The sequence below is a fragment of the Natrinema thermotolerans genome (genome assembly GCF_031165565.1).
GTDB classification, from domain to species: Archaea; Halobacteriota; Halobacteria; order Halobacteriales; family Natrialbaceae; genus Natrinema; species Natrinema thermotolerans.
On the sequence record NZ_CP101873.1, the window covers coordinates 3,025,470 to 3,044,945 of the forward strand.

At 68.7% G+C, this 19,476-nt stretch carries 20 protein-coding genes; 6 read left to right on the forward strand and 14 right to left on the reverse strand.

Going from position 1 to position 19,476, the window contains the following annotated elements; genetic code table 11:
* Positions 1-66 precede the first annotated feature (66 nt).
* From NP511_RS15630 to NP511_RS15665, 8 genes are all read right to left on the reverse strand, one after another.
* Positions 67-522, reverse strand: a complete 456-nt coding sequence (locus NP511_RS15630) for a DUF8009 family protein (RefSeq protein WP_049966218.1) — start codon at positions 520-522, stop codon at positions 67-69.
* A 276-nt stretch (positions 523-798) separates the two neighbouring features.
* The gene (locus NP511_RS15635; RefSeq protein ID WP_049966219.1) at positions 799-1,584 is read right to left on the reverse strand and encodes an adenosylcobinamide amidohydrolase; all 786 of its coding nucleotides are present in this window, start codon (positions 1,582-1,584) and stop codon (positions 799-801) included.
* 2 nt (positions 1,585-1,586) lie between these two features.
* On the reverse strand, positions 1,587-2,636 hold the full coding sequence (gene cobD, locus NP511_RS15640) for a threonine-phosphate decarboxylase CobD (RefSeq protein ID WP_049966220.1): 1,050 nt from the start codon (positions 2,634-2,636) through the stop codon (positions 1,587-1,589).
* On the reverse strand, positions 2,626-3,654 hold the full coding sequence (cobT, locus tag NP511_RS15645) for a nicotinate mononucleotide-dependent phosphoribosyltransferase CobT (RefSeq protein ID WP_049966221.1): 1,029 nt from the start codon (positions 3,652-3,654) through the stop codon (positions 2,626-2,628). The genes cobD and cobT overlap by 11 nt, the downstream gene beginning before the upstream one ends.
* A gap of 2 nt (positions 3,655-3,656) precedes the next feature.
* Positions 3,657-4,244: an NTP transferase domain-containing protein gene (locus tag NP511_RS15650; RefSeq protein WP_049966901.1), complete on the reverse strand. Its 588-nt coding sequence runs from the start codon at positions 4,242-4,244 to the stop codon at positions 3,657-3,659.
* Positions 4,244-5,023, reverse strand: a complete 780-nt coding sequence (cobS, locus tag NP511_RS15655; protein WP_006649510.1) for an adenosylcobinamide-GDP ribazoletransferase — start codon at positions 5,021-5,023, stop codon at positions 4,244-4,246. Before cobS ends, NP511_RS15650 begins: the two co-directional genes overlap by 1 nt.
* Complete coding sequence (cbiB, locus tag NP511_RS15660; RefSeq protein WP_049966222.1) at positions 5,014-6,024, reverse strand: adenosylcobinamide-phosphate synthase CbiB; 1,011 nt, start codon at positions 6,022-6,024, stop codon at positions 5,014-5,016. The genes cobS and cbiB overlap by 10 nt, the downstream gene beginning before the upstream one ends.
* 39 nt (positions 6,025-6,063) lie before the next feature.
* Complete coding sequence (locus NP511_RS15665; RefSeq protein WP_049966224.1) at positions 6,064-6,711, reverse strand: HAD family hydrolase; 648 nt, start codon at positions 6,709-6,711, stop codon at positions 6,064-6,066.
* Positions 6,712-6,828: 117 nt separating this feature from the next.
* Between NP511_RS15665 and NP511_RS15670 the strand changes: the two genes are divergently transcribed.
* Positions 6,829-7,329, forward strand: coding sequence for a helix-turn-helix transcriptional regulator (locus NP511_RS15670; RefSeq protein ID WP_049966225.1), 501 nt, complete (start codon positions 6,829-6,831; stop codon positions 7,327-7,329).
* Positions 7,330-7,385: 56 nt separating this feature from the next.
* Here NP511_RS15670 and NP511_RS15675 read toward each other — a convergent pair whose 3' ends face one another.
* The 3 genes from NP511_RS15675 to NP511_RS15685 all read right to left on the reverse strand — a co-directional run bounded on the left by NP511_RS15675 (position 7,386) and on the right by NP511_RS15685 (position 10,132).
* Entirely contained in the window at positions 7,386-7,997 is a 612-nt protein-coding gene (locus NP511_RS15675) for a translation initiation factor IF-2 subunit beta (RefSeq protein WP_006179789.1), read from the reverse strand.
* Positions 7,998-8,190: 193 nt separating this feature from the next.
* Positions 8,191-8,574 carry a DUF5789 family protein gene (locus NP511_RS15680; RefSeq protein WP_049966226.1) on the reverse strand — a complete coding sequence of 128 codons (384 nt, stop codon included), beginning with the start codon at positions 8,572-8,574 and terminating at the stop codon, positions 8,191-8,193.
* A 223-nt stretch (positions 8,575-8,797) separates the two neighbouring features.
* On the reverse strand, positions 8,798-10,132 hold the full coding sequence (locus NP511_RS15685; RefSeq protein WP_049966227.1) for an aspartate aminotransferase family protein: 1,335 nt from the start codon (positions 10,130-10,132) through the stop codon (positions 8,798-8,800).
* A gap of 196 nt (positions 10,133-10,328) precedes the next feature.
* On the opposite strand from NP511_RS15685, the gene NP511_RS15690 reads away from it, so the two are divergent.
* Positions 10,329-10,820, forward strand: a complete 492-nt coding sequence (locus tag NP511_RS15690; protein WP_006179786.1) for an Lrp/AsnC family transcriptional regulator — start codon at positions 10,329-10,331, stop codon at positions 10,818-10,820.
* Between the two features lie 23 nt (positions 10,821-10,843).
* On the opposite strand, the gene NP511_RS15695 is transcribed toward NP511_RS15690, so the two are convergent.
* Positions 10,844-12,241, reverse strand: coding sequence for an APC family permease (locus tag NP511_RS15695; protein ID WP_049966228.1), 1,398 nt, complete (start codon positions 12,239-12,241; stop codon positions 10,844-10,846).
* 405 nt (positions 12,242-12,646) lie between these two features.
* Between NP511_RS15695 and NP511_RS15700 the strand changes: the two genes are divergently transcribed.
* The 4 genes from NP511_RS15700 (at position 12,647) to NP511_RS15715 (ending at position 15,483) form a co-directional block, all read left to right on the forward strand.
* Positions 12,647-13,597, forward strand: a complete 951-nt coding sequence (locus tag NP511_RS15700; protein ID WP_049966229.1) for a PGF-CTERM sorting domain-containing protein — start codon at positions 12,647-12,649, stop codon at positions 13,595-13,597.
* Positions 13,598-13,998: 401 nt separating this feature from the next.
* Positions 13,999-14,223 carry a DUF8149 family protein gene (locus tag NP511_RS15705; RefSeq protein ID WP_006649500.1) on the forward strand — a complete coding sequence of 75 codons (225 nt, stop codon included), beginning with the start codon at positions 13,999-14,001 and terminating at the stop codon, positions 14,221-14,223.
* Positions 14,224-14,577: 354 nt separating this feature from the next.
* Complete coding sequence (locus NP511_RS15710) at positions 14,578-14,997, forward strand: hypothetical protein (protein WP_049966230.1); 420 nt, start codon at positions 14,578-14,580, stop codon at positions 14,995-14,997.
* A gap of 132 nt (positions 14,998-15,129) precedes the next feature.
* The gene (locus NP511_RS15715) at positions 15,130-15,483 is read left to right on the forward strand and encodes a hypothetical protein (RefSeq protein WP_049966231.1); all 354 of its coding nucleotides are present in this window, start codon (positions 15,130-15,132) and stop codon (positions 15,481-15,483) included.
* Positions 15,484-15,486: 3 nt separating this feature from the next.
* On the opposite strand, the gene NP511_RS15720 is transcribed toward NP511_RS15715, so the two are convergent.
* Positions 15,487-18,003 (reverse strand): DEAD/DEAH box helicase, encoded by a 2,517-nt coding sequence (locus NP511_RS15720; RefSeq protein WP_049966232.1) that lies wholly within the window; start codon positions 18,001-18,003, stop codon positions 15,487-15,489.
* 1 nt (position 18,004) lies between these two features.
* Positions 18,005-19,450 carry a ribonuclease H-like domain-containing protein gene (locus NP511_RS15725; RefSeq protein WP_049966233.1) on the reverse strand — a complete coding sequence of 482 codons (1,446 nt, stop codon included), beginning with the start codon at positions 19,448-19,450 and terminating at the stop codon, positions 18,005-18,007.
* Positions 19,451-19,476 lie beyond the last annotated feature (26 nt).

Sequence of the window (19,476 nt, forward strand, 5' to 3'; positions counted from 1 at the left end):
GAGCGACGCTCGAGGCCGAAGGCCGCGCCTCGAGTCGGACCGGTCGGCGGACGCGGTCGCGCCGCGTCACCCCACCGTCTTGATCTCGACCCGCCGCGACCCCTCGTCGGTCTCGAGGGCGACCGTCTCGACGATCGCCTCGCGGGCGCGCTCTCGCCACGCCGCGACCGACTCGGCGTGTCGCTTTCGGATCCGCTCGGCCGCGTCGGAGTCGGGGTCGGCGTCCGCGTCGGCGAGCGCCGACTCGAGGTCGGGGTAGTCGGCGACGACATCGTCGGCGATGACGTCAGCCGGCGGGAGATGTACTGCGCCGGTCAGTTCGGTGTCGTCGCGGCGGTAGACGTGGATCCGGGCCCGCATCCGGCCGTGGAACGGCGGCGTGACTCGGAGGACGGCGTCACCGGGGTTCTCCCGGCCGTAGACGTAGGCATCGACGGCGTCCTCCGGCGACAGCGCGATCGACCGGATGGCCCTCGGGTCGTCCTCGCCCGGTTGGTCGTCGGTCCCTGACGGATCGTCCATCGGCCGACGGTTGGGCTCGAGACGGGTTAACTGTCGGGTTGGAACCGCCGCGGTGTGGCGAACCGACGTCGCGGGTTCGCGCTCGGAACCCGACCGAAGATTGTTGTGACTAGAATCACATTTTCCTGCATGGACTGGGCCCTCCGAATCCGGAAGGACGTTCCGCCCTGGCTGTTCAAACTCGTCTTAGTCGTCGCGATCGTGCTGATCGCGGGCCTGCAGTACGTCGGCGTTCTGTAGCCGTCGCCGAACCGTCGATGACCGTCGCTCGAGAGGTCACTCGAGCGGGGGCCGAAAGACCGCGGCACGGCCGTCGGTGGAGACGCCGTAGGTGGCGTCGATGACCGAGTCCGGGGCGTCCGCGTCGCGGTCGGCGTAGTGGGCCCGGAGCGACGCCCGAACGGCGTCTCGAACGCAGGCGCGGGTCGCGGCGCCGACCTCGGTCCCGCTGCCGGAGAACTCGGCCGGCCGGCCCTCGGGGTCGTGGCCGACGACGATCGCGTCGGTCGTAGTCCCCGGAAACCCGGTTTCTGCTAGCAAGGTCGCGGCTTTGGCCTCCGCGGCGACGGCGATCAGGTTCTCGAGCGCGCCCGGCGCGAGCGACCGGGTCGTACCGACGACGACGTTGACGGTCCCCCGACCCTGTCCCTGGGCCGCCTCGTCGGGTGCGAGGGGGTCTGCATCGCCCCCGTCGGTTCGGTCCGCCGCCTCGCGTGACCGCTCGATCGGTAACGCGGCTGGGTTCGAGATCCCGGCAGTCGCGTAGACCGTGACCGGCCCGCGGCACGCGCCGCGCGCGTCGTCGATATCGACGCCGGTCAGCAGGGCCGGCCCGCGGCGCATCGTACCCGCCGGGTCAAAGCCCGCTCGCTCGAGGCGTTCCCCGACGTAGGCGGCCAGATCCGTCCGTTCCCAGCCCTCGGGCACCGAGATGTTGTAGGCGTGATCGGCCGTTTGACGCCCGCCGTTCGGCCCGGTCGAGAGCCACTCGGTGGCCGGCCGACCCACGCGGAGGACGCCGTCGCGTCGGATCGCGCCGTAGGCCGGGTCGGGGTCGGACATCGTCAGTCGTCGCCGCCCTCGTCGGCGTCGCGAACGCCCAGCGCGGAGAGCAGTTGGTCGTTCGCCGCGCGGTCCTTGACGGCGACGCGGACGTGTGAATCCAGCCCACGGAACGTCGTCGCGTCCCGGACGGCGACGCCGGCGGCCCGCGCGTCGGCGATCACCGTCGCCACGTCGCGGTCGCCGACATCACACAGCAGGTACGGGGCCTCCGAGGGGTGGACGTCGAACCGGGTCTCGAGGGCCTCACGAAGCCGGTCACGCTCGTCCGCGACCCGCTCGCGCGTGTCTCGGACGAAGTCGTCCTGTCGAAGGCAATGCGTCCCGACGCGAGCCGCCGGCGTGCCGAGCGACCACGATCGACGGGCGGTCTCGAGCGCGTCGCGTCGGTCGCCGCTCGCCACGGCGAAGCCGGCCCGCAGCCCCGGCAGCCCGAAGAGCTTGGTGAGCGAGCGCGCGACGACGACGTTCTCGCGGTCCAACCGCGCCATCGACGGCCGGTCGGTGAACCCGAGGAACGCCTCGTCGACGAGGAGCGTCGTGTCGGCCGCGGCACAGCGGGCCGCGAACGACGCGAGCGCGTCCGGGTCGACGGCGTCGCCGGTCGGGTTGTTCGGCGTACAGACGACCGCCAGCGCGCACGGCTCGAGGGTGGTCGGTCCGAGGTCGAGCAGGTCGTCGTAGCGGACGAACCGCGGCGTGGCCCCCTGCAGCCGGATCTCCCGGGCGTACTCGCCGAAGCTCGGGTACGGCACCAGCGCCTCGTCGCCCGGTTCGAGGACGGACTCCATGGCCAGCCGGATCGCGGCGAGCCCGCCGGGGGACGGGATCACCCGCTCGGGGGCACAGCCGACGAATTCGGCCGCGGCGGCCCGGAACTCGGGATAGTCGTCGTCCGGATAGCGTCTGGAGTCCTCGAGCGCGGCCGTGTAGACGTCCGCGACCCCGTCGGGGGTCCGCGGGTTGGTGTTGGCCGAGAAGTCGAGCAGGTCCCGGTCGGTCTCGCCGCCGTGAGGGACCCGCTCCCCGCGTTGGATCGCGTCAGGGTCCACGGCTCCCCTCCGCCACTGAACTCCCTTCACCCGTACCGTCGATCCCGAGCCGGGCACAGACCGCCTCGAGCCGGTCCCTGACCGCAGCCATCTCATCGTCGGGGACCAGCGAGAGCGCGCCGCCCATGGCGACGCCCTCTTTGGCCTCGCCGGCGCAGTAGCGTTCCATCGCGACGTGGTCGCGTCCGTCGAAGCCGGGATCGGTGACGGTGAGATCGCACCCGACCTGCTCACAGGCCGCCTCGAGCCGGTCGCCCTGCTCGTCGGCCACGAACGACGTGGTCGCGATCGATAGCGGGGCGTCGATCCCGGCGTGACGCAGGACGGCGGCGACGGCGATCATCTGCGTGCCGCCGGCCAGCGTCACCGCGGTGCCGGCCTCGAGCGCGCCGGCGGCGATCCCGGCCACCGTCGGCTGAACGGGGTCGCCGACCGCTTCGATCGCCGCGAGCGGGCGGCCCTCGCAGTCGCCGGGCTCGAGGTCGCTCGCGGCCAGTGCCTCGTCGACGACGCGGCGCTTGCGCTCGATCGGATTCTCCGGCAGCGACGATGAGACGGCGGTCGGCTCGCCGAGCGCGGTGAGGACGCCGAGCGCGGTCGTCGTGCCGCCGGGGACCGTCTCGCCGATCAGCAGTTCGTCGTCGGGGAGGCTCACGCCGTAGTCGTAGGCGCGGTCGAAGACCGCGTCCGCCGACGGCACGGCGACGGCCTCACGGACGTCGGTCCCGGGTTCGACGCCCAGATCGACCGTCGGCGCGGCCGTCGACTGGGTGAGCCCCGCGTCGACGACCGCGACGTCGAAGTCGATGACCTCGCGAACGGCGCGGGTCACGGCCGCGGGCGTCGGACAGCCGTTCGGGCTCACCGGCGTCACCGGCGACATGACGGGTTCCCCGTACGCGAGGATCTCGACGTCCGCGGAGGGCGTGTGTTCCATCAGCTCCGGGGCGGCCCCGGCGGCGCTGATGCCGTCGATCAGGGCAGTCTCGGTCGTTCCGGCGGGGAGGACCACACGCATGGTCAGCGACCCTCTCCGCCCCGGGTCCGCAGCCGGCCGGCCGCGAGCCGTGCGTCTTCGCGTCGGTTCACGTTCACTGCGAGTCGTGGATCGTAGTGGATGTCGGTCATGGATGGTGAATCGTCGGTCGCGCCGACCACGTTGACGCCGGTCGGCGAGAGGTGGTCCTCGGGCTCGAGCCGCGAGTCGATGCTGACGCCCAGCCGGCGCTTGAGCGCCGCGGGGACGCAGACGGTCCGCGAACCGCAGTCGTCGCCGTGGGCCGCGAGGACCCGGTCGAGGACCGGGGGCTCGAGCAGCGGCAGATCGGCGGCGACGGTCAGGATCGGCACCTCAAGGGGGGGTCGCTCGAGGACGGTCATCAAATCAGCCACGTAGCCGTCGCCAGCTGTCTCGATCGTCCGGATGCCATCGCGGTTCTCGAGGTGTGCCCGGGTTTCGGGCGCGTTCGGCGAAACGGCGGCGTAGACGGTCTCTATCCGGCTCTCGCTAAGCGCCGACAGGACGCGATCGATCATGGGAGTCCCGGCGATCGGGTGCAGGGGCTTCTCGTGGGGGCTCTCGAGGCGGGTCCCCTTCCCGCCACACATCACGACAGCGTCCACGCGATCACCCCCAGATGGACGCCGGCGACGCGGCCGATCTCGTTGGCCGCGCCGAAGATATCGCCGTTGATGCCGCCGAGGTGGCGATCGGCCCAGTACCACGGGAGCGCGAGGCCGGCGACGGCACCGGCCAGCGCGACCGCGACGGGGAGCGGCCGGGCGAGCGCAGTGCCGACGCCGGCGGCCGCTGCGACGGCGATCGTGAGGGGAAGCAGGAACGATCCCGGCGCGGCGGCGTCAGTGAACCCCTTGCCCATCCCCTCGTACGCGGCACGGCCGAAACAGGCCATCGCGGCCATCCCGAGTTTCGTGCCGATCTCCGCACCGATCGCGACGCCGACCGCCGCGGGGACCGACAGTCCGGCCAGCCCGAGACCGCCGAGCGCCAGTACAGCGACGGTGATCGCGACCGCGAGCAGCGCGCCCACGCCAGTCGTCGTGTCCTTCAGCACCTCGCGGCGGCGCTCGGCATCGCCGTGGACGACCAGCGCGTCGCCCAGGTCCGCGATCCCGTCGAGGTGGTGGATCCCCGTCACGGCGTAGACCGAGAGCAGATACCCCACCGCGACGGTCGGTGCCGCGAGCGTCCCGACGGCAAGCAGCGGCAGCGCCGCGAGCGTTCCGGCCACGAGGCCGACGACCGGGAACGCCGCCGGCGTCGTCCGGAAGGCCGTCCAGTCCCCGTCGCGGTAGCCGACCGGCAACCGGGTCAGAAAGCCCAGCCCGCCACGGAGGGCACCGATCCAACGACCGATCAGGCCCATCGGACCACCTCCGCCGGGGCGGCGTCGCCGGTCGTCAGTATCGCGCGCAGCGGCTCGAGTCCGGGGGCAAACGGTGTCAGCACAGTCGTGACGATGGCCGCCAGCGCGACCGCGACGGCGATCGCGACGACGGCCGCGCGGCCGACGACGGCGACGGCCCGCTCGCCCTCGGCCAGCGTCGGGAGGTCGGCGTCGGGGTTGAGGTCGTAGACACCGACCTTCTCGAGGCGAACGCCGAGCGCACAGGCTAGCGTCGCCATCGGCCAGCCGGAGTTGGGCGACGGCGGAGTTTGCGCCCACGCTCGAGCGCGGGCGAGCGAGAGCGGGTCGACCGCGGCGACGGCGATCGAGACGGCCGCGAGACGTGCAGGAAGGAACATGACGAGATCGTCCAGTCGGGCGCTCGCGGTCCCGATCGGCTTCGAGGGATAGCCAAGCATCGAGTCGAGCGTGTTGATGCCCTTGACCCACGCGGCGGCCGCCGCGGCGGCCGGCAGCGACACCGGCGCGAGGACGGCGAAGGGGACCAGCGTCGCGACCAGCCCGTCGGCGAGGTTCTCGGCCGCGCTCTCGACGGCCGCGCTACGGAGCCCCGCCGGCGAGAGGGTGGACGTGTCCCGGCCCACCAGCCCGCGGACCCGCTCGCGGGCTCGATCAGGGTCCCCGTCGGTCGCCGCCACCACGTCCCGGGTCAGCTCGAGCAGCGAGCGCAGGCTGGTCGTCAGAAAGAGGACGAGCGCGGCGGTGACGGGACCGGCCATCGGATGCAGCGGCGTCGCCACGAGGACGAGACCGCCCGCGACGGCGGCGGGGACCAGCGGTGTGAGGACGGCGACGGCGACTCCGACCAGCCGCTGTCCCCGCTCGCTGCCGGCCCAGTTCCGGTCCGCGGCGTCGACGAGTCGGCCGAACCAGGCCACCGGGTGGACGGCCGTCGGCGGCTCCCCGATCAGCAGGTCGAGGCTGAACGCCAGCCCGAGGACCGCAAGCGTCGTCAGCACACCGGCGTCGCCTCCATGCTAGTCGGAGCGGGGCAGCGTTCAGTCATTACTGCTGTGTTCGTCGGCCGACACCGTGGCCAGCCGGTCGGGAACGTCCGCGAGCGACACCTCCTCGAGGAGCAACGCCATGCCGCCGACGGCCTCGACCCCGCCGTCGGTGCCGGGGTCGTCGCCGACGTGGACGAGGTCGGCAGGCGCGACGCCCAGTTCGTCGGCGGTCAACTCGAAGATCTCGGGGGCTGGCTTGCGCCAGCCACAGCCCACGCTCGAGACGACGGCGTCGAAATCGTCGCGGTCGAACGCCGAGCGGACGAGCGTGCGACCGACGAGTTCCGGGACGCTGCAGTTCGAGCAGATCGCGACGGGACCGCGCTCGCGGGCGGCCGCGACCGCCTCGCGTGCGCCCGGCCTGGTCTCGACGTCCGGATCGAACGCCGCGACGACGGCCCGTCTGGCCGCGTTCCCCTCGTAGTCGACGCCGCGGCTTGCAAGCGCCCGCGAGACGTGAGCCGGTAACGGGATCTCCGCACCCTCGGGTGCATCGATGTGTGGCTCCGCGTAGGCGTCGGCCCAGTCGTCGGGCACTCGAACGTCCCGCTTCTCGAGTTCGGCCGCGACCGCGGCGGCCGGGTCGGTCGGTCTGTCGGCGTCTACCAAGGTCTCGAAGAGGTCGAACGATACTCCCACAGTGGTGTGACTAGCACAATCTGACTTTAATTTCGCGGTCCGTCGGTGGCGGGTCACGACCTTTTGGATTGTTTTGTGCATACCCCTTTGAAACCGTCGCGGCCAGTCGGACGTACGATGTCCCAACGACATGTGCCGATCCGATCCCGGCTCACGACGGCCGTGGGCCGGACCGTTCGAGCCTGTACCGACGCGTTCAGTGCGACCGGGACCAGCGAGGGGCGATCGACCGCTCGCGATCGGCTCGAGTCGGGTCGGTCCCGGACTGGTGACGCGACCGACGGCCGGACGAGTGCCGACCGAGCGGCCGTTGCCGAAGGTGGGTCGGACGACGAGTCGTCGATCGCGACCGGGATCGTCGACCCCGACGATGGGCCGACCAGCAGGGGCGACCTCGTCGCGTACGGTCTCACGCCCGCCGAATACGTCAGGGCGGTGCTGGTCGAACACGGCGGTCGGATCAAACAGCACCGATTCGCCGACCGGTACGGCTGGTCGGCGGCGTCGCTCAGCCGCCTCCTGACCGAACTCGAGGACGAAGGCGTGATCGCCCGCTACCGGGTCGGCCGCGAAAAGGTCGTCTGTCTGCCGGAGGCGGTCCCCGAGTCGGCCCGCTGACTATCGTCACGCTGGGTCGTGTCGTCGAAACCGCGAGTGCGGCGAAAAGGGGGAACTCAGTCGAGCCGAGCGAACGCGAGGTTCCCGGAGATGTTCTTGATGTAGATATCGACCACGTCGCCCTCCTCGGCACCGGGGACGAAGATGGTGTACTCGCCTTTCTCCGCGACGCCGTCGCCCTTGCGGCCGGTGCCGGTGATCTCGACGGTGTAGGTCTTGCCCTCCTCGACTGCCTCCTGCTGTTGTTGCTGCTGGCTGGCCGTCGAGCGCTTGGTCACCGGGCGGAAGGCACCACAGGCGTCACAGCGCAGCATCGGCGTGCGGTCCTCGCGGACGAGGCGGGTGTCCGGCAGGCCACACTCCGAACAGAGGACGTACTCGTCGACGTAGGCGTCGATAGCCGCATCGAAGTCCTGCTGGGAGAAGGTGCCGTTGTACCGGCCTCGGCCGTCGTCGAGCTTGCCGCTGGTACCGAGTTCGCGCTGGATGAACCGGTGGACGTGTTCGGTGTCCCGCGAGAGGACGTCCGCGATCTCGTCGAGGTTCGTGACGCGGGTGAACGCACCGTCTTTCTGTGGCTCGGGATCGGGGATCTGCAGTCGCTGTTCGTCGCCCCCGATATCGGGGACGTCCTCCATCGCGCGGTCGAGGCTCGATTCGTAATCCATACGCGAAAACAGGCGATGCGAACGTAAATCCGTTCTGCTATCGCAGCCACTGACCGTCAGTGGACACCCTGATCGCACGACCGCATCGCGGTCGGCGTGTCCATCGTTTCAGCGGCTACTATCTCTCACGATCCGACCGACGGCGCGGCGGTCCGTCGATCGGCCCGCGACGGGGCACGATCCCGCCGTCGGGTCAGTGGTCGTCCCCGCCGCTCTCGGTCAGCGAGTCCCCCTTCCCCTCGTCGAGTTCTCGGAGGTCGCGTTCGGGGTTGGCTTCGTTCGGGCCGCCGGCCTCGCCGGTGATCTCGCCGTAGGCCGCCTCCCGGACCGCTTCGGGGGAGTCGAACTGCTCGCCCGCCAGCCGGTCGAAGACGCTCCCCAGCGACTCCGTCTCGTTTGGCATGTCGATCGGCTCGTCGGCGTACTCCGTCGCCAACTCCTCGCTGGTGACCGGATACTCCAGCTCCCCGAGATCGCGTTCGACGGCCTCGAGGATCGACTCCGTGTTGTCGGCCCGCTCGGCTTTCCGTCGTTCCGCGCTGTCCTGTGCCCGGTCGCGGCTGGGTCCGTCGCTCATGGCTCGAGCTATCGCTACCCGACCCAAAAGCGGCGGGCCGGCGATGGCGTGGCGGACGTGTGTGATCCGTACTCATTACTGACCGTCTATAGTGCTGTATTGGTCACTTATACACGGCTAAGTCGTCCCGTTCCCGACGATCAATCGGCGTGTCACTCACCCCTCGTGCCAACTCTACAGCCACCCGGGCACGCCCCCGTTCCTTTCGGTCGACGCCGTCGGCTCAGGCGACCGTCTCGAGCGCGGCACGGAGTTCGTCGACGGCGTACTGCAACTGGTCGCGCGAGATGGTCAGCGGCGGCTGGAACCGCATGACGTTCTTGTAGTAGCCGCCGACCCCCATCACGACGTTCGATTCGTCGCGGAGGTAGTCGCTGACGGCGGCCGCGAGGTCGCTGTCCGGGGCCGGCGACACGTTCTGTGGTCCCGTCGTTTCCGGATCGACGAGTTCGACGCCCCACATCAGCCCGAGCCCGCGGGTCTGACCGACGACGTCGTACTCGTCCTCGAGCGCGCCGAGTTCGTCGGCGAGCCACTGGCCCTGCTCGCGGGCGTCGTCGACGATCCCGTCCTGCAGTTCGTCGATCGTCGCCAGCGCGGCCGCACAGGCGACCGGATTCCCGCCGAACGTCGAGAGGTGGTCGCCGGACTCGAAGGCGTCCGCGATCTCCGCGGTGGCGATAAAGGCCCCGAGCGGCAGCCCGTTCGCGATCCCCTTGGCCTGGGTCAGGATATCGGGTTCGACGTCGAAGTGGCTGCTCGCGAACAGTTCGCCGGTCCGACCGTAGCCGGTCTGGACCTCGTCGGCGATCAGCAACGCGCCGTGGTCGTGAGCGATCTCTTGGACCCGCTCGAGCCAGCCCTCCGGCGGCACGACGATCCCAGCTTCGCCCATGACCGGCTCGACGACGATCGCCGCGAGGTCGCCGCTCGTATGAGAGCCGATCACGCGCTCGAGTTCGTCGGCACACCCCGAGTTACACTCCCCGCCCTCACAGCGTGGACACCGGTAGCCGTAGGGCGGCGCGGTGTGGGCGACGTCGTTGAGCGTCGGGGCCATCCCCTGCTTGTAGGACTTGTTGCCCGTCAGTGCCAGACTACCAAGCGTCCGGCCGTGAAAGCCCATCTCGAGGGAAATGACCTCCTTCGATCCGGTGTACTTCCGCGCGAGCTTGACCGCGCCCTCGACGGCCTCCGTCCCGGAGTTACAGAAGAACGTCTTCTCGAGATCGCCCGGCGTTACGTCGGCGATCCGCTCTGCGAGATCGGCGACCGGCTCGTTGGGATGAACGTACGAACAGCCGTGGACGAACTCCTCGAGCTGGTCTTTGGCGGCGTCGACGACGGCCTCGTTCCCGTGGCCGACGTTCGTCACCGCGATCCCCGCGAAGACGTCCAGATACTCGTTGCCCTCGACGTCCTCGAGCGTACAGCCCGAGGCCCGTTTGACGGGGACATCGAGCGACTTCCAGATCGGCATCATGTGGTCTTCGTAGGCCGAAACGACGGCCGCGTTCGATTCGCGATTGGCCGCTCTCCTGGGCTCTTGTTCGGACATACTACATACTTCTAGACTGGGTCCTAATAAACTATAGTATCTAGAACTCAATACACAGATCTGGCCCCGCCTCCGCGACGCCGTCGGAGCGATCGGACTCTGCGCCGGGCCGAGCCATCGAACGCCATCCGATTTTCGTCCGGTGACGGACCCGATATTCGAATGTTGTTTATCGGAGTGGACGAATATCCGTGACATGGACGAGCGAAACGTTCGCATTCTACAGGCCGTCGCGGAACTCGGAACGGGAAGCCCCGACGAGATCTCGGAGTACACCGATATCCCGAAATCGACCGTCCACTACCGGCTCACGAAACTCAAGGAGGACGGCGTCGTGACCAACGACCTGTTGGACGTCAACCTCGAGGCGTTGGGACTGGAGATCACGGTCGTCACGGAAGTCATCGCGGAGTACGACGAACAGTATCACGAGGACGTCGGGGAGCAACTCGCCGCCATCGAAGGGGCCAATCAGGTGTATTTCACGATGGGGGACACCGATTTCATCGTCATCGCACATCTGGCGGACCGGGAGATGGTCAACCGTCTCATCAGCGATTACGAGGCGATCGACGAGGTCGTTCGCACGAGTTCGCAGTTCGTGGTCGAAACGGTCAAGGACGAACCGCATCCGCTGAACGACTTCGAACTCGAGACGTTAGTCGAGTCGACCGCGGACGAGGACTGACTCCCGACGGACTGTCGCAGCACTCACTCGAGTTCGCTCGGCTCCAGATCGGCCAGTTCGATCTCCGAGTCCGTCGAGGTGATTCCATACAGCACCACGCCGAGCAGCGTCCAGCAGAGGACGATCGCCCACTCGTAGGGCCAGACGAGCGCGGACGGCCCGCCCGGGAGATAGAGGCCGATGAAGCCGAGCGTCAGGACCAGCCCCGCGGCCCCGAACGCGTATCCGAACGGGAGCTTCAGCGGGCGGTTCAGGCCGGGCTCTCGGTAGCGGAGAACGAGGAACGAGACGACGACGAGGAACCAGGCGACGACGAGGCCGAGCCCGCTCGCGTTGACGATCCAGACCAGCATCTGTTCGCCGAACAGCGGCGCGAAGATCGAGAGTCCGCCGATGAGGACGATCGCCGTCGAGGGCGTGTTGTACTCGGGGTGGAGCGCGTTGATCCGCCGCGGGATCATCCCCGAATCGGCGAGCGCGAAGACGGCGCGACTGGCCCCCAGCAGGAAGGAGTTCCAGCTCGTGAGGATACCCGCGATGCCGGCCAGTGCCATGATGCGGCCGATCAACTGACTGCTGAAGATCGTTTCCATGGCCGCGGCAGCCGGCAGCGGGCTCTCGACGAGTTCGACGCCGGGCATGGCCTGCCCGGACGCCCAGATCACGCCGACGTAGAACAGCGCGGCCAGCGAGACCGCCGCCGGAATGAGAAGCCCGATGACACGGGGCGGGACGTCCGCTTCCTCGGCGGATTGGGGAATGACGTCGAAGCCGACGAACATGAACGGCGTCATGATCGCGACCGTGGCGACGCCGGCCGTCCCGACGTCCGACAGCGGCGGGTTCGGCTGGGTCTGTCCGTTGAACAGGGACCCAATGACGAGCATGACGCCCGCGAGGGCGATGACGAGCGTTAGCAGCGTCTGGAACTGTGCCGCGGGTTTCACGCCGCGGTAGTTGAGCCCCGTCATCACGATCGCTCCGATCCCGCCGACGAGGATCCAGGACGCGTACACCGGTTCGCCGGCGACCGTCCAGAGTTCGAGGACGTTGAACCCGGGCACGATAAACGCCATTGCGGACGGCAGCGCCACGACCTCGAAGACGACGACGCCGACGTAGCCGAGGACGAGCGACCACGTACACACGAACGACCAGAGCGGGCCGAGCGCCCGGAAACTGTACACGTGTTCGCCGCCGACGAACGGCATCGCGGACGTGAGTTCACCGTAGATCAGTCCGACGACGCATACCATGACCGCGCCCACGACGAAGCCGAGTACCGACCCGGCCACGCCCGCTTCGTCGATCCAGAACCCGGTCTGGATGATCCATCCCCAGCCGATCATCGCGCCGAACGCGAGTACGAAGAGATCTTTCTTCGTCAGGATCCGCTCGAAGTCACTGTCGTTTCCTGCCATACCACGCAGTGCCAAGTGATGGATGTTAAGTCTAACCATTCAAAAACAGTCAAGATAATATTCTATATGATCACCACTTATTGGATAATACGCAACTCTCATCGATCGTACCGGCAATCGAAGCCGACGAACCGACGGACCGGCCGTCGTCTCGCCAGCAAAGTCGTGGCCGTCCGGCTCGGGTGTCGGAGCCAGCAGTAGGTGTCGGTTTCGACGGCCACCGATCATTCAAACGACCGCCTACGCCTCGTAACGACCTGCTACCGCTCGAGTACGCGGCTCATATATAGGATAGCCGATCCGGTACGGCAGGTCGATGACATATAGAAGTAAACGACAGTCGTCGACGCTGATCGATCGCCCGCTCGACGCCCGGAGAATCGAGCCGGAGAGGGGCGCATAACCATGGCCGACGCACGCGGTACGGACGGCCCGAAGCGGTGGCAAACGCTCCTCGCGCTCGGGCTCGGATTGGCCGTGATCGGCAGCCTCGTCGCGGCGGGTTCCGGGGCGGTCGCCGCGCAGGCCGATCCGGACGACAACGGGACCGTTTCGGAGGCGGCATACGTCGACCCCGCACCCGAGAAGGGAGATCCCTACTTCGAGGCGGCGGCCGACGACGGCAGCTGGGTCAGTTACGAGAACCCGCGCGACGAGTACCGGAGCCCCTATCTCGGTGACGGCTCCGGGAAAGTCTGCGTCTCGCTGGTCAACGAAAACGGCGAGCCGGTCATCGGCGAGTCGGTGCCGAACACGTCCGTGACCGTCCCGACCGGCGGCGCGACGACGTGGCACTCCGACGCCGATCCGATGACCGTCCAGTTCCCCATGGACGACCACTACGAGTTCCCGCTCGACGGCGATCAGTTCGGAACCAGTCCGGACGTCGCACAGGGCGACGGCTATATGGACTCCCACTGCCTCGAGTTCCACGGGAACCCCGAAGACGCGACCCTCACCTACGGCGAAGCCGAGATCAGCGGCGAATACGCCGACCGAATCGACGTCGCCGGCTATATCCAACAGGAACCGGCGGGCGACGGCTGGGACACCGATATCGACCCGGTCGCCGCCGCGGAGTCCTACGAAGAGGCGGGCGGCAGCTGGACATACAACGCGGCCGAGAACTCGACCCACGGCCAGGTGGTCGTCGTCCTGCAACTCGACGCCCCCGCCGACGAGCGGTTCGACCCCGACAACTCGAGCGATCCACCGAACGGGTCCGACCCGGCATCGGACGGCGAAACTGGTGACGACAACGGGGATGCCGAGAGCAATGACAGGATGCCCGGCTTCGGCGTCGTCAGTGCGCTCGTCGCGCTGTCCGTTGCCGTCCTCGCTCGCCGTCGCGGTTAAGGCGGGCGGTTACCGGGATGCGTCGCTTTCGAACTCGAGGAGACGAAAGACAGGGAACGGCTACCGGATGTAGCCGGGAACCATGGAGCTCCGTTGTGTGACGACGGGGTGACGATCGAGTGGGTGGCCCCACCGACAGACTGTCGTACCCCCGTCTATCGGACGATTGGTTCGAACCACAATAATTCTGCTGGCCAACGCGTCGGGAACGACGCGAAAATCGCCGGTAGAATCCGTCGAACGGCCGATATGGTATGGTATTCCATGACGATCGACTACCCGATCCCGATGTCCGGCGTTTCGGGGTGGCGGCCTCGCGACGCAGTCGGTCCCGAGTGACGGGTTATAGTCGGCCGCCGGAACCAATTAGGTTTTGACGGTCGACGCGAGACACCCGGGAAATGACGACCGCGAACGATTCGGACGAGACCCCCCGCGTTCCCATCGTCTGTCCCGACTGCGAGACGACCTCCCGCGTCCCGCTCTCGGACGTGGCCGACGCGATCGAACGACACAACGACCAACTTCACGACGGCGATGCCGTCGCGGAAGTCGACCCGGAAATCGCCGATCGGATCGCGGACCTGGTCGCGGACGAACTCGGACTGCTCGAGAACACGGAGTGACGGCCGGTGTCGTCACCGGCCGAAGAATCGGCGGAGTCTGTCGACGAGTGAACCGGACGATCCCTCGTGTTTCCGTGCGGTAACGCGTCCTTCTTCGTCGGGCGCGTCGTCGAGTCGAACGTCGGGTCGTTTCGAGTCCATCCCTCTCGAGTACGGCGGCTGGTATCACAGTCGTTCCCCCTGCACGTTCACCCCGATGCGCCGACCGCCGACGGCGTCCCGTTCCGGTAGCCACACCGACGCGCCCGATCACAAAACGCCGCTCGTTTCCGGCTCGAGCGGTTATATTTCGTCTTTACTTACCGTTAGTTCAGTGGGAAGGTTTATGCGTCCATCCTCGACTGCGTTCACTAGATGACACGCCAGAACGCGACGGTCGACCAAGAGGGACGTCCCACCGAGACGGACGAGGGAACGCGGCTGCCGGCCGAAACCGAACCGGCCGCGACGATCGCGGCGACGCGAACGCCGTCGGACGCCGGCGCAGTCGGTCATCCGAACACGCTGACGATCATCGGGCAGGGAACCCCCTCGAGTTTCGAGATCACCGTCGACGGCGGGATCGAACTGGCCGCCGAATCCGGAACGGCGGACGTGACCGTCCGCTCCGGCACGAGCGTCGAAGGGACCGTCGAGTCCGAGACGGTGACGGTTCGGTTCTCCGGCGACCTGACCGACGTCACGTTCGTCGATCGCGGGATCACGGGCCGGGAACCGGCGGCGACCCCGAACGTCCACGTCGATTACGGCGTGCCCGACGGGCGCGGGTCGTAGCCTGCGGTCCGTCGATCCCGTCGCCGATGCGGACGGACCGGCGGGGCCGATCCCGTCCGAACCGGTGGGACGGCGCGATCCGGTCGATCGATACGCAAACATACTCCCGGACTGGAACCGTCACGTACGCACATGGACGACGCAACTCCCGACGCCGACGCCGACCCGTCGGTCGAGACCGAGAGTGACGCGTCCGGCGCGGCCGACGAGGAGACCGAGCCGGACGAGGCGGAAACCGACGCCGAGTGGATGGACCCCGCCGACGAGCGGATCCTCGAGTTCATGCAGTCCGAAGACGTGTTCGAACCGAACCAGTTCGACGAGGCGGGGATCTGTCCGGCGAACTTCGCCGCCTATCGGTGCCGGGAACTGGCCAAATACGGCCTCCTGAAGCGGCACATGCCCGGTGTCTACGAGGTTACCGACGCCGGTGAACGCTACCTCGCGGGCGAACTCGACCCCAGCGAGTTAGCGCCCGAGGAGTAGCCGCTACGAGATCGACGCGGGCGGGCGGCGCTCGTCGCGGTCCTCGTCCGCGAGGTCGGAGCGGTAGTCGGCGCTGCCCTCGTCCAGCAGCGCCTCGAACACGTCCCGCGCGGCGGGGCCGTACAGGGGCCGGTTGTCGTTCCCACAGCGATCGCTCATGAGACAGGCGGGACAGCCCTCGTCGCGACCGCAGTCGCAGTCGACCCAGAGATCGCGGGCCCGCCGTGCGACCGCCTCGTACTCCTCGTAGATGCGCCGGGAAAAGCCCAGCCCGCCCTCGATCCCGTCGTAGATGAACCAGCCGCTCGCGTCGGTCCCATCGGGGAGCCGGTTGGTCGCGAGCCCGCCGAGATCCGCCGCATCGACGGTCAACTCGAGCGGGGTCACGGCGATCATCGCGTGTTCGACGGCGTGGATCCCCCCGAGGTAGCCGTGGAGCCGCGGGGGCAGCTCCTCGCACTCATCGTTGTGATAGTCGCTGTGGGCGGCCGTCACCGCTCGTTCCACGTCCGCGGGGACTTCGGCCCAGCACAGCTGGGTGCGCATCTCCAGGGGTGGAACGCCGGTCTCGAGGCCGACCGCGCGGACGTCGCCCGACTCGAGGTCGCGTTTCGAGAACGTCTCGTGGTGGACCGTGACCGTCCCGTACCCCCAGTTGAGCCGGAAGTCCCCAACGTCGCGGGATTCCCGAATCTCCGTGTCGTAGATCGTCGTCCGGCGCTGGGACTGGGTGTAGTAGTCGAGGTCGGCTGCCTCGAGTTCCACGTACGGCCGGGGGCGGTCCTCGCGGAGTTCGACCACCTCGTACTGGTCGCCACGGTATAGCACCGTCGCGCCTTCGTGATAGTCCCGGTACGCGCGTGCGCGGCCGATCGGCTGATGGTCGATCGAGCCCTCGCCGGCCAGTCGGACCTCGAAGGAATCCCCGCCCGAGGCGTAGAGGCTGATCTCGTCCTGTGGCCGGTCGCGGTGGGCGTAGGTGATCCCACCCGCGAGCGAGCCCTCGAAGTCGCCCGTCCGGCGGCCGTACTCGACGGCCTGCTCGAGCCGATCGCGCCCGCCGAACCGGGCCGCGTCCGCGCGGCGCAGGGGTAGCTCCTGGGCCGCACACCGCAGGTGCTGCAGGTAGACCGGGTTGTTCTCGAGGTCGACGACCGCGCTTTCCGGTTCCTCCTCGAGCAGGTATTCGGGGTGATTGCGAACGTACTGATCGAGCGTCGAGTGGCTCGGGACGAACACGGACAGGGCCTCGCGCTCGCCACGTCCCGAGCGGCCGATCCGCTGCCAGAACGACTGTCTCGAGCCGGGATACCCCAGCAGGACGGTGCCGTCGATCCCGCCGACGTCGATGCCGACCTCGAGCGCGCTGGTCGTCGCGACGCCGTCGAGGTCACCGCTCTTGAGGCGGTTTTCGGTACCTCGCCGCGATCGTTTGCCGTGGCCGGCGTTGTACGCGGCGAAATCGGCGATGCCGCTGTAGGGAAGCGACGGCGTCTCGAGGAACTCCTGTGCGCGACCGACGGCGAGTTCCGTCCCCTTCCGCGAGTCACAGAACAGCAGCGAGGGAACGCCGTGATAACAGCAATGGGCCCACACCTCGGGGGCCTCGACGGTGGCGGGGCGTTTGCTCGGTCGCCAGTCGTCCCCCTCGTCGTTCCCGTCGCCACCGCCCTCGCTCGCGTCGTCGGCCGGCGGATCCCAGAAGACGAGGTGGCGGCGGCCGCTCGGGGAGCCGTCCTCGTCGATCACCGTCGCCGGCTCGCCCGTCAGCGCCTCGGCGTGGTCGGCCGGGTTGCCGATCGTCGCGCTCGTCAGGACGTACTGGGGGTCGCCGCCGTACCACTCGATCACCCGTCGGGCCCGCCGGAGGATCCAGGCGGCGTGCATCCCGCTGATCCCGGTCCACGCGTGGGCTTCGTCGACGACGAGCAGGTCGCAGTCCGCGTGAAACGCGGCCCAGCGGTGGTGGCCCTCGAGGTACTGGTTCAGCCCCGCGAAGTTCGTGATGACGACGTTCGCCTCTTCGCGGATGCGGGACTTCTCCCGCTGTTTGGTGTCGCCGTCGTAGACGCCGACCGTGACGTCCAGCCCGAGGTCGTCGAACAGGTCGTTGAGTTCCCGCTCCTGATCGCGGCTGAGCGCCTTCGTCGGGTAGACCAGCAGCGCACGCACGTCCGGGTCCTTCCGGAACCGCCGCGCGATGTCCAGCGCGTAGACGTAGGTCTTCCCCGAGGACGTCGAGGTCGTGACACAGACGCTCTCGCCGCGCTCGAGCGCCGCGAGAGCGTCGGCCTGATGGCGCCAGGGATCGACGGCGAGCTTTGCGGCGAGGTCGGGCGGCAGTACCTCCCTCGCGGGGACGTGATCGGCGGATTCGGCCGGCAGTATGAACCGTTCGCGGCACTGTCCGCCGTAGCGGGCGTCGGGATACGTCTCGCGGAGTTCCTCGGCGGTCAAGGCGAGGCCGTCCGAGCCGGTGTCGTCTTGGCCGTCGATCGGTCCGTCGGTGTCTCCTGGCATGTTAGAAGTCGGTGAGTCCGGTCTGTGTCGTTTCCGCTGTGGATCCGTCCGCATCCGGCGATGCAGTCGCAGTCGGGGCCGAGGCGATCGCCTCGTAGACCGCGGCCAGTTCGCGAACGTCCGCCTCGCAGTACCGGCGGGCGGCCATCCAGTCGATGGTCGGGGCTTCCGGCTCGCTCGAGCCCTCGAGCAGCCGCCGGAGCCGCTCGGCCAGCGTTTTGCCGTCGAGCGCGGCCGCGGCCCCCGTTCGGTCCCGGCCCAGTGCGGCGGCCACGTCCTCGAGCCGGTTCGTTCGACCCGGCAGGACGGCGTTGTCCCGGCGGACCGCCCAGTCGTAGGGGTCGTACATCGAGACGTGATCGTGCCAGTACGCGCGGTACTCGGGCGTGTAGCGGGCGATGAAGCGCTCGAGGTGGTCGTAATCGAACCCGTGGCCGTTCCACGCGACCAGCGAGGGGGCATCGTACTCGGCGGCCAGCCACGAGACGAACTCGCGGGTCGCTTGCCCCGGGTCCTCGCGGGACGGCTCGGTGTCCACGAAGTCGACGTACGCCTCTCGGTCGGGATCGTAGACGCCGATCAACCAGACGATCGTCGGCCGGAGCCCGTCGGTTTCGATGTCGACGAACAGCGGCGTCGCGTCGCCGGTCGGCGGGAGCGGCTCCGCCGTCGTCCGGACGACGCGGCCGTCGGCGAGCGCTCGTGCGCTGTGGACGATCTCGCGGGCCGTCGACGGGCCGATCCCATCGATCGAGGACAGTTCCGTCGCGGACGCCGTGGCGACGGCTGCGCGCGTCCCGTAGCCGGTGTCCCGGAGCCGCCGGGCTATCGTCGGACCGACGCCCGACAGCGCCCCCAGTCCGAACCTGTCGGCCGGGACCGACGACACCGCGACCGAGCCGGTTCGACCGCAGGTGAGGCAAGCGAGTTCGACCGCTCCCGACCGTTCCAGCGGAGCGACCCCGCGGATCGGCAACCGGACCGGAACACCGTCGACCGTCGTTTCCCAGACGTGGTCGTAGCTCGCTGTGAGCGCGCCGGTTAGAAACGTCGTCTCTCCGCTCGAGCGAGCGCGGTAGCGGCCGATCGCCTCGCGGCCGGCGAGCCTCGCCTCGAGCGCGACGGCGTCGGTCGTCGGCTCGAGGTCGTCACAGACGACGTAGTCGGCGGGTGGCGCGTCCGCCAGCAGGGACGTCGACGGTGCGAAGACGAACGAGGTCCCCGCGACGGTTTCGGTCCGGATCTCCGCGGGGCCGGCAGCGGCGACGACGGGACAGTCGGCGGCCCGTCGGACCCGGCTCACGACGCGGACGTCAGACGACTCCCGGACGACGTAGACGAGGTCCGGACCGAAGTACTCGAGGGCGTCGCGGACCGCCGCGTCGTCCAAGTCAGCGACGGCGTCACACCGGAGCGCGAGCAGGTCGGCCCCCTCCTCGTCGGGCATAGGAAAGGCATGCGAGCGAGCGGGCA

Coding starts and splice junctions, on each gene's coding strand:
- NP511_RS15725 (WP_049966233.1), bottom strand. CDS start 19,450: ATGCCCGACGAGGAGGGGGCCGACCTGCTCGCGCTCCGGTGTGACGCC.
- NP511_RS15630 (WP_049966218.1), bottom strand. CDS start 522: ATGGACGATCCGTCAGGGACCGACGACCAACCGGGCGAGGACGACCCG.
- NP511_RS15715 (WP_049966231.1), top strand. CDS start 15,130: ATGGACGACGCAACTCCCGACGCCGACGCCGACCCGTCGGTCGAGACC.
- NP511_RS15690 (WP_006179786.1), top strand. CDS start 10,329: ATGGACGAGCGAAACGTTCGCATTCTACAGGCCGTCGCGGAACTCGGA.
- NP511_RS15670 (WP_049966225.1), top strand. CDS start 6,829: ATGTCCCAACGACATGTGCCGATCCGATCCCGGCTCACGACGGCCGTG.
- NP511_RS15710 (WP_049966230.1), top strand. CDS start 14,578: ATGACACGCCAGAACGCGACGGTCGACCAAGAGGGACGTCCCACCGAG.
- NP511_RS15650 (WP_049966901.1), bottom strand. CDS start 4,244: ATGTGTGGCGGGAAGGGGACCCGCCTCGAGAGCCCCCACGAGAAGCCC.
- NP511_RS15685 (WP_049966227.1), bottom strand. CDS start 10,132: ATGTCCGAACAAGAGCCCAGGAGAGCGGCCAATCGCGAATCGAACGCG.
- NP511_RS15700 (WP_049966229.1), top strand. CDS start 12,647: ATGGCCGACGCACGCGGTACGGACGGCCCGAAGCGGTGGCAAACGCTC.
- cobS (WP_006649510.1), bottom strand. CDS start 5,023: ATGGGCCTGATCGGTCGTTGGATCGGTGCCCTCCGTGGCGGGCTGGGC.
- NP511_RS15680 (WP_049966226.1), bottom strand. CDS start 8,574: ATGAGCGACGGACCCAGCCGCGACCGGGCACAGGACAGCGCGGAACGA.
- NP511_RS15720 (WP_049966232.1), bottom strand. CDS start 18,003: ATGCCAGGAGACACCGACGGACCGATCGACGGCCAAGACGACACCGGC.
- NP511_RS15695 (WP_049966228.1), bottom strand. CDS start 12,241: ATGGCAGGAAACGACAGTGACTTCGAGCGGATCCTGACGAAGAAAGAT.
- cobT (WP_049966221.1), bottom strand. CDS start 3,654: ATGCGTGTGGTCCTCCCCGCCGGAACGACCGAGACTGCCCTGATCGAC.
- NP511_RS15675 (WP_006179789.1), bottom strand. CDS start 7,997: ATGGATTACGAATCGAGCCTCGACCGCGCGATGGAGGACGTCCCCGAT.
- NP511_RS15705 (WP_006649500.1), top strand. CDS start 13,999: ATGACGACCGCGAACGATTCGGACGAGACCCCCCGCGTTCCCATCGTC.
- NP511_RS15635 (WP_049966219.1), bottom strand. CDS start 1,584: ATGTCCGACCCCGACCCGGCCTACGGCGCGATCCGACGCGACGGCGTC.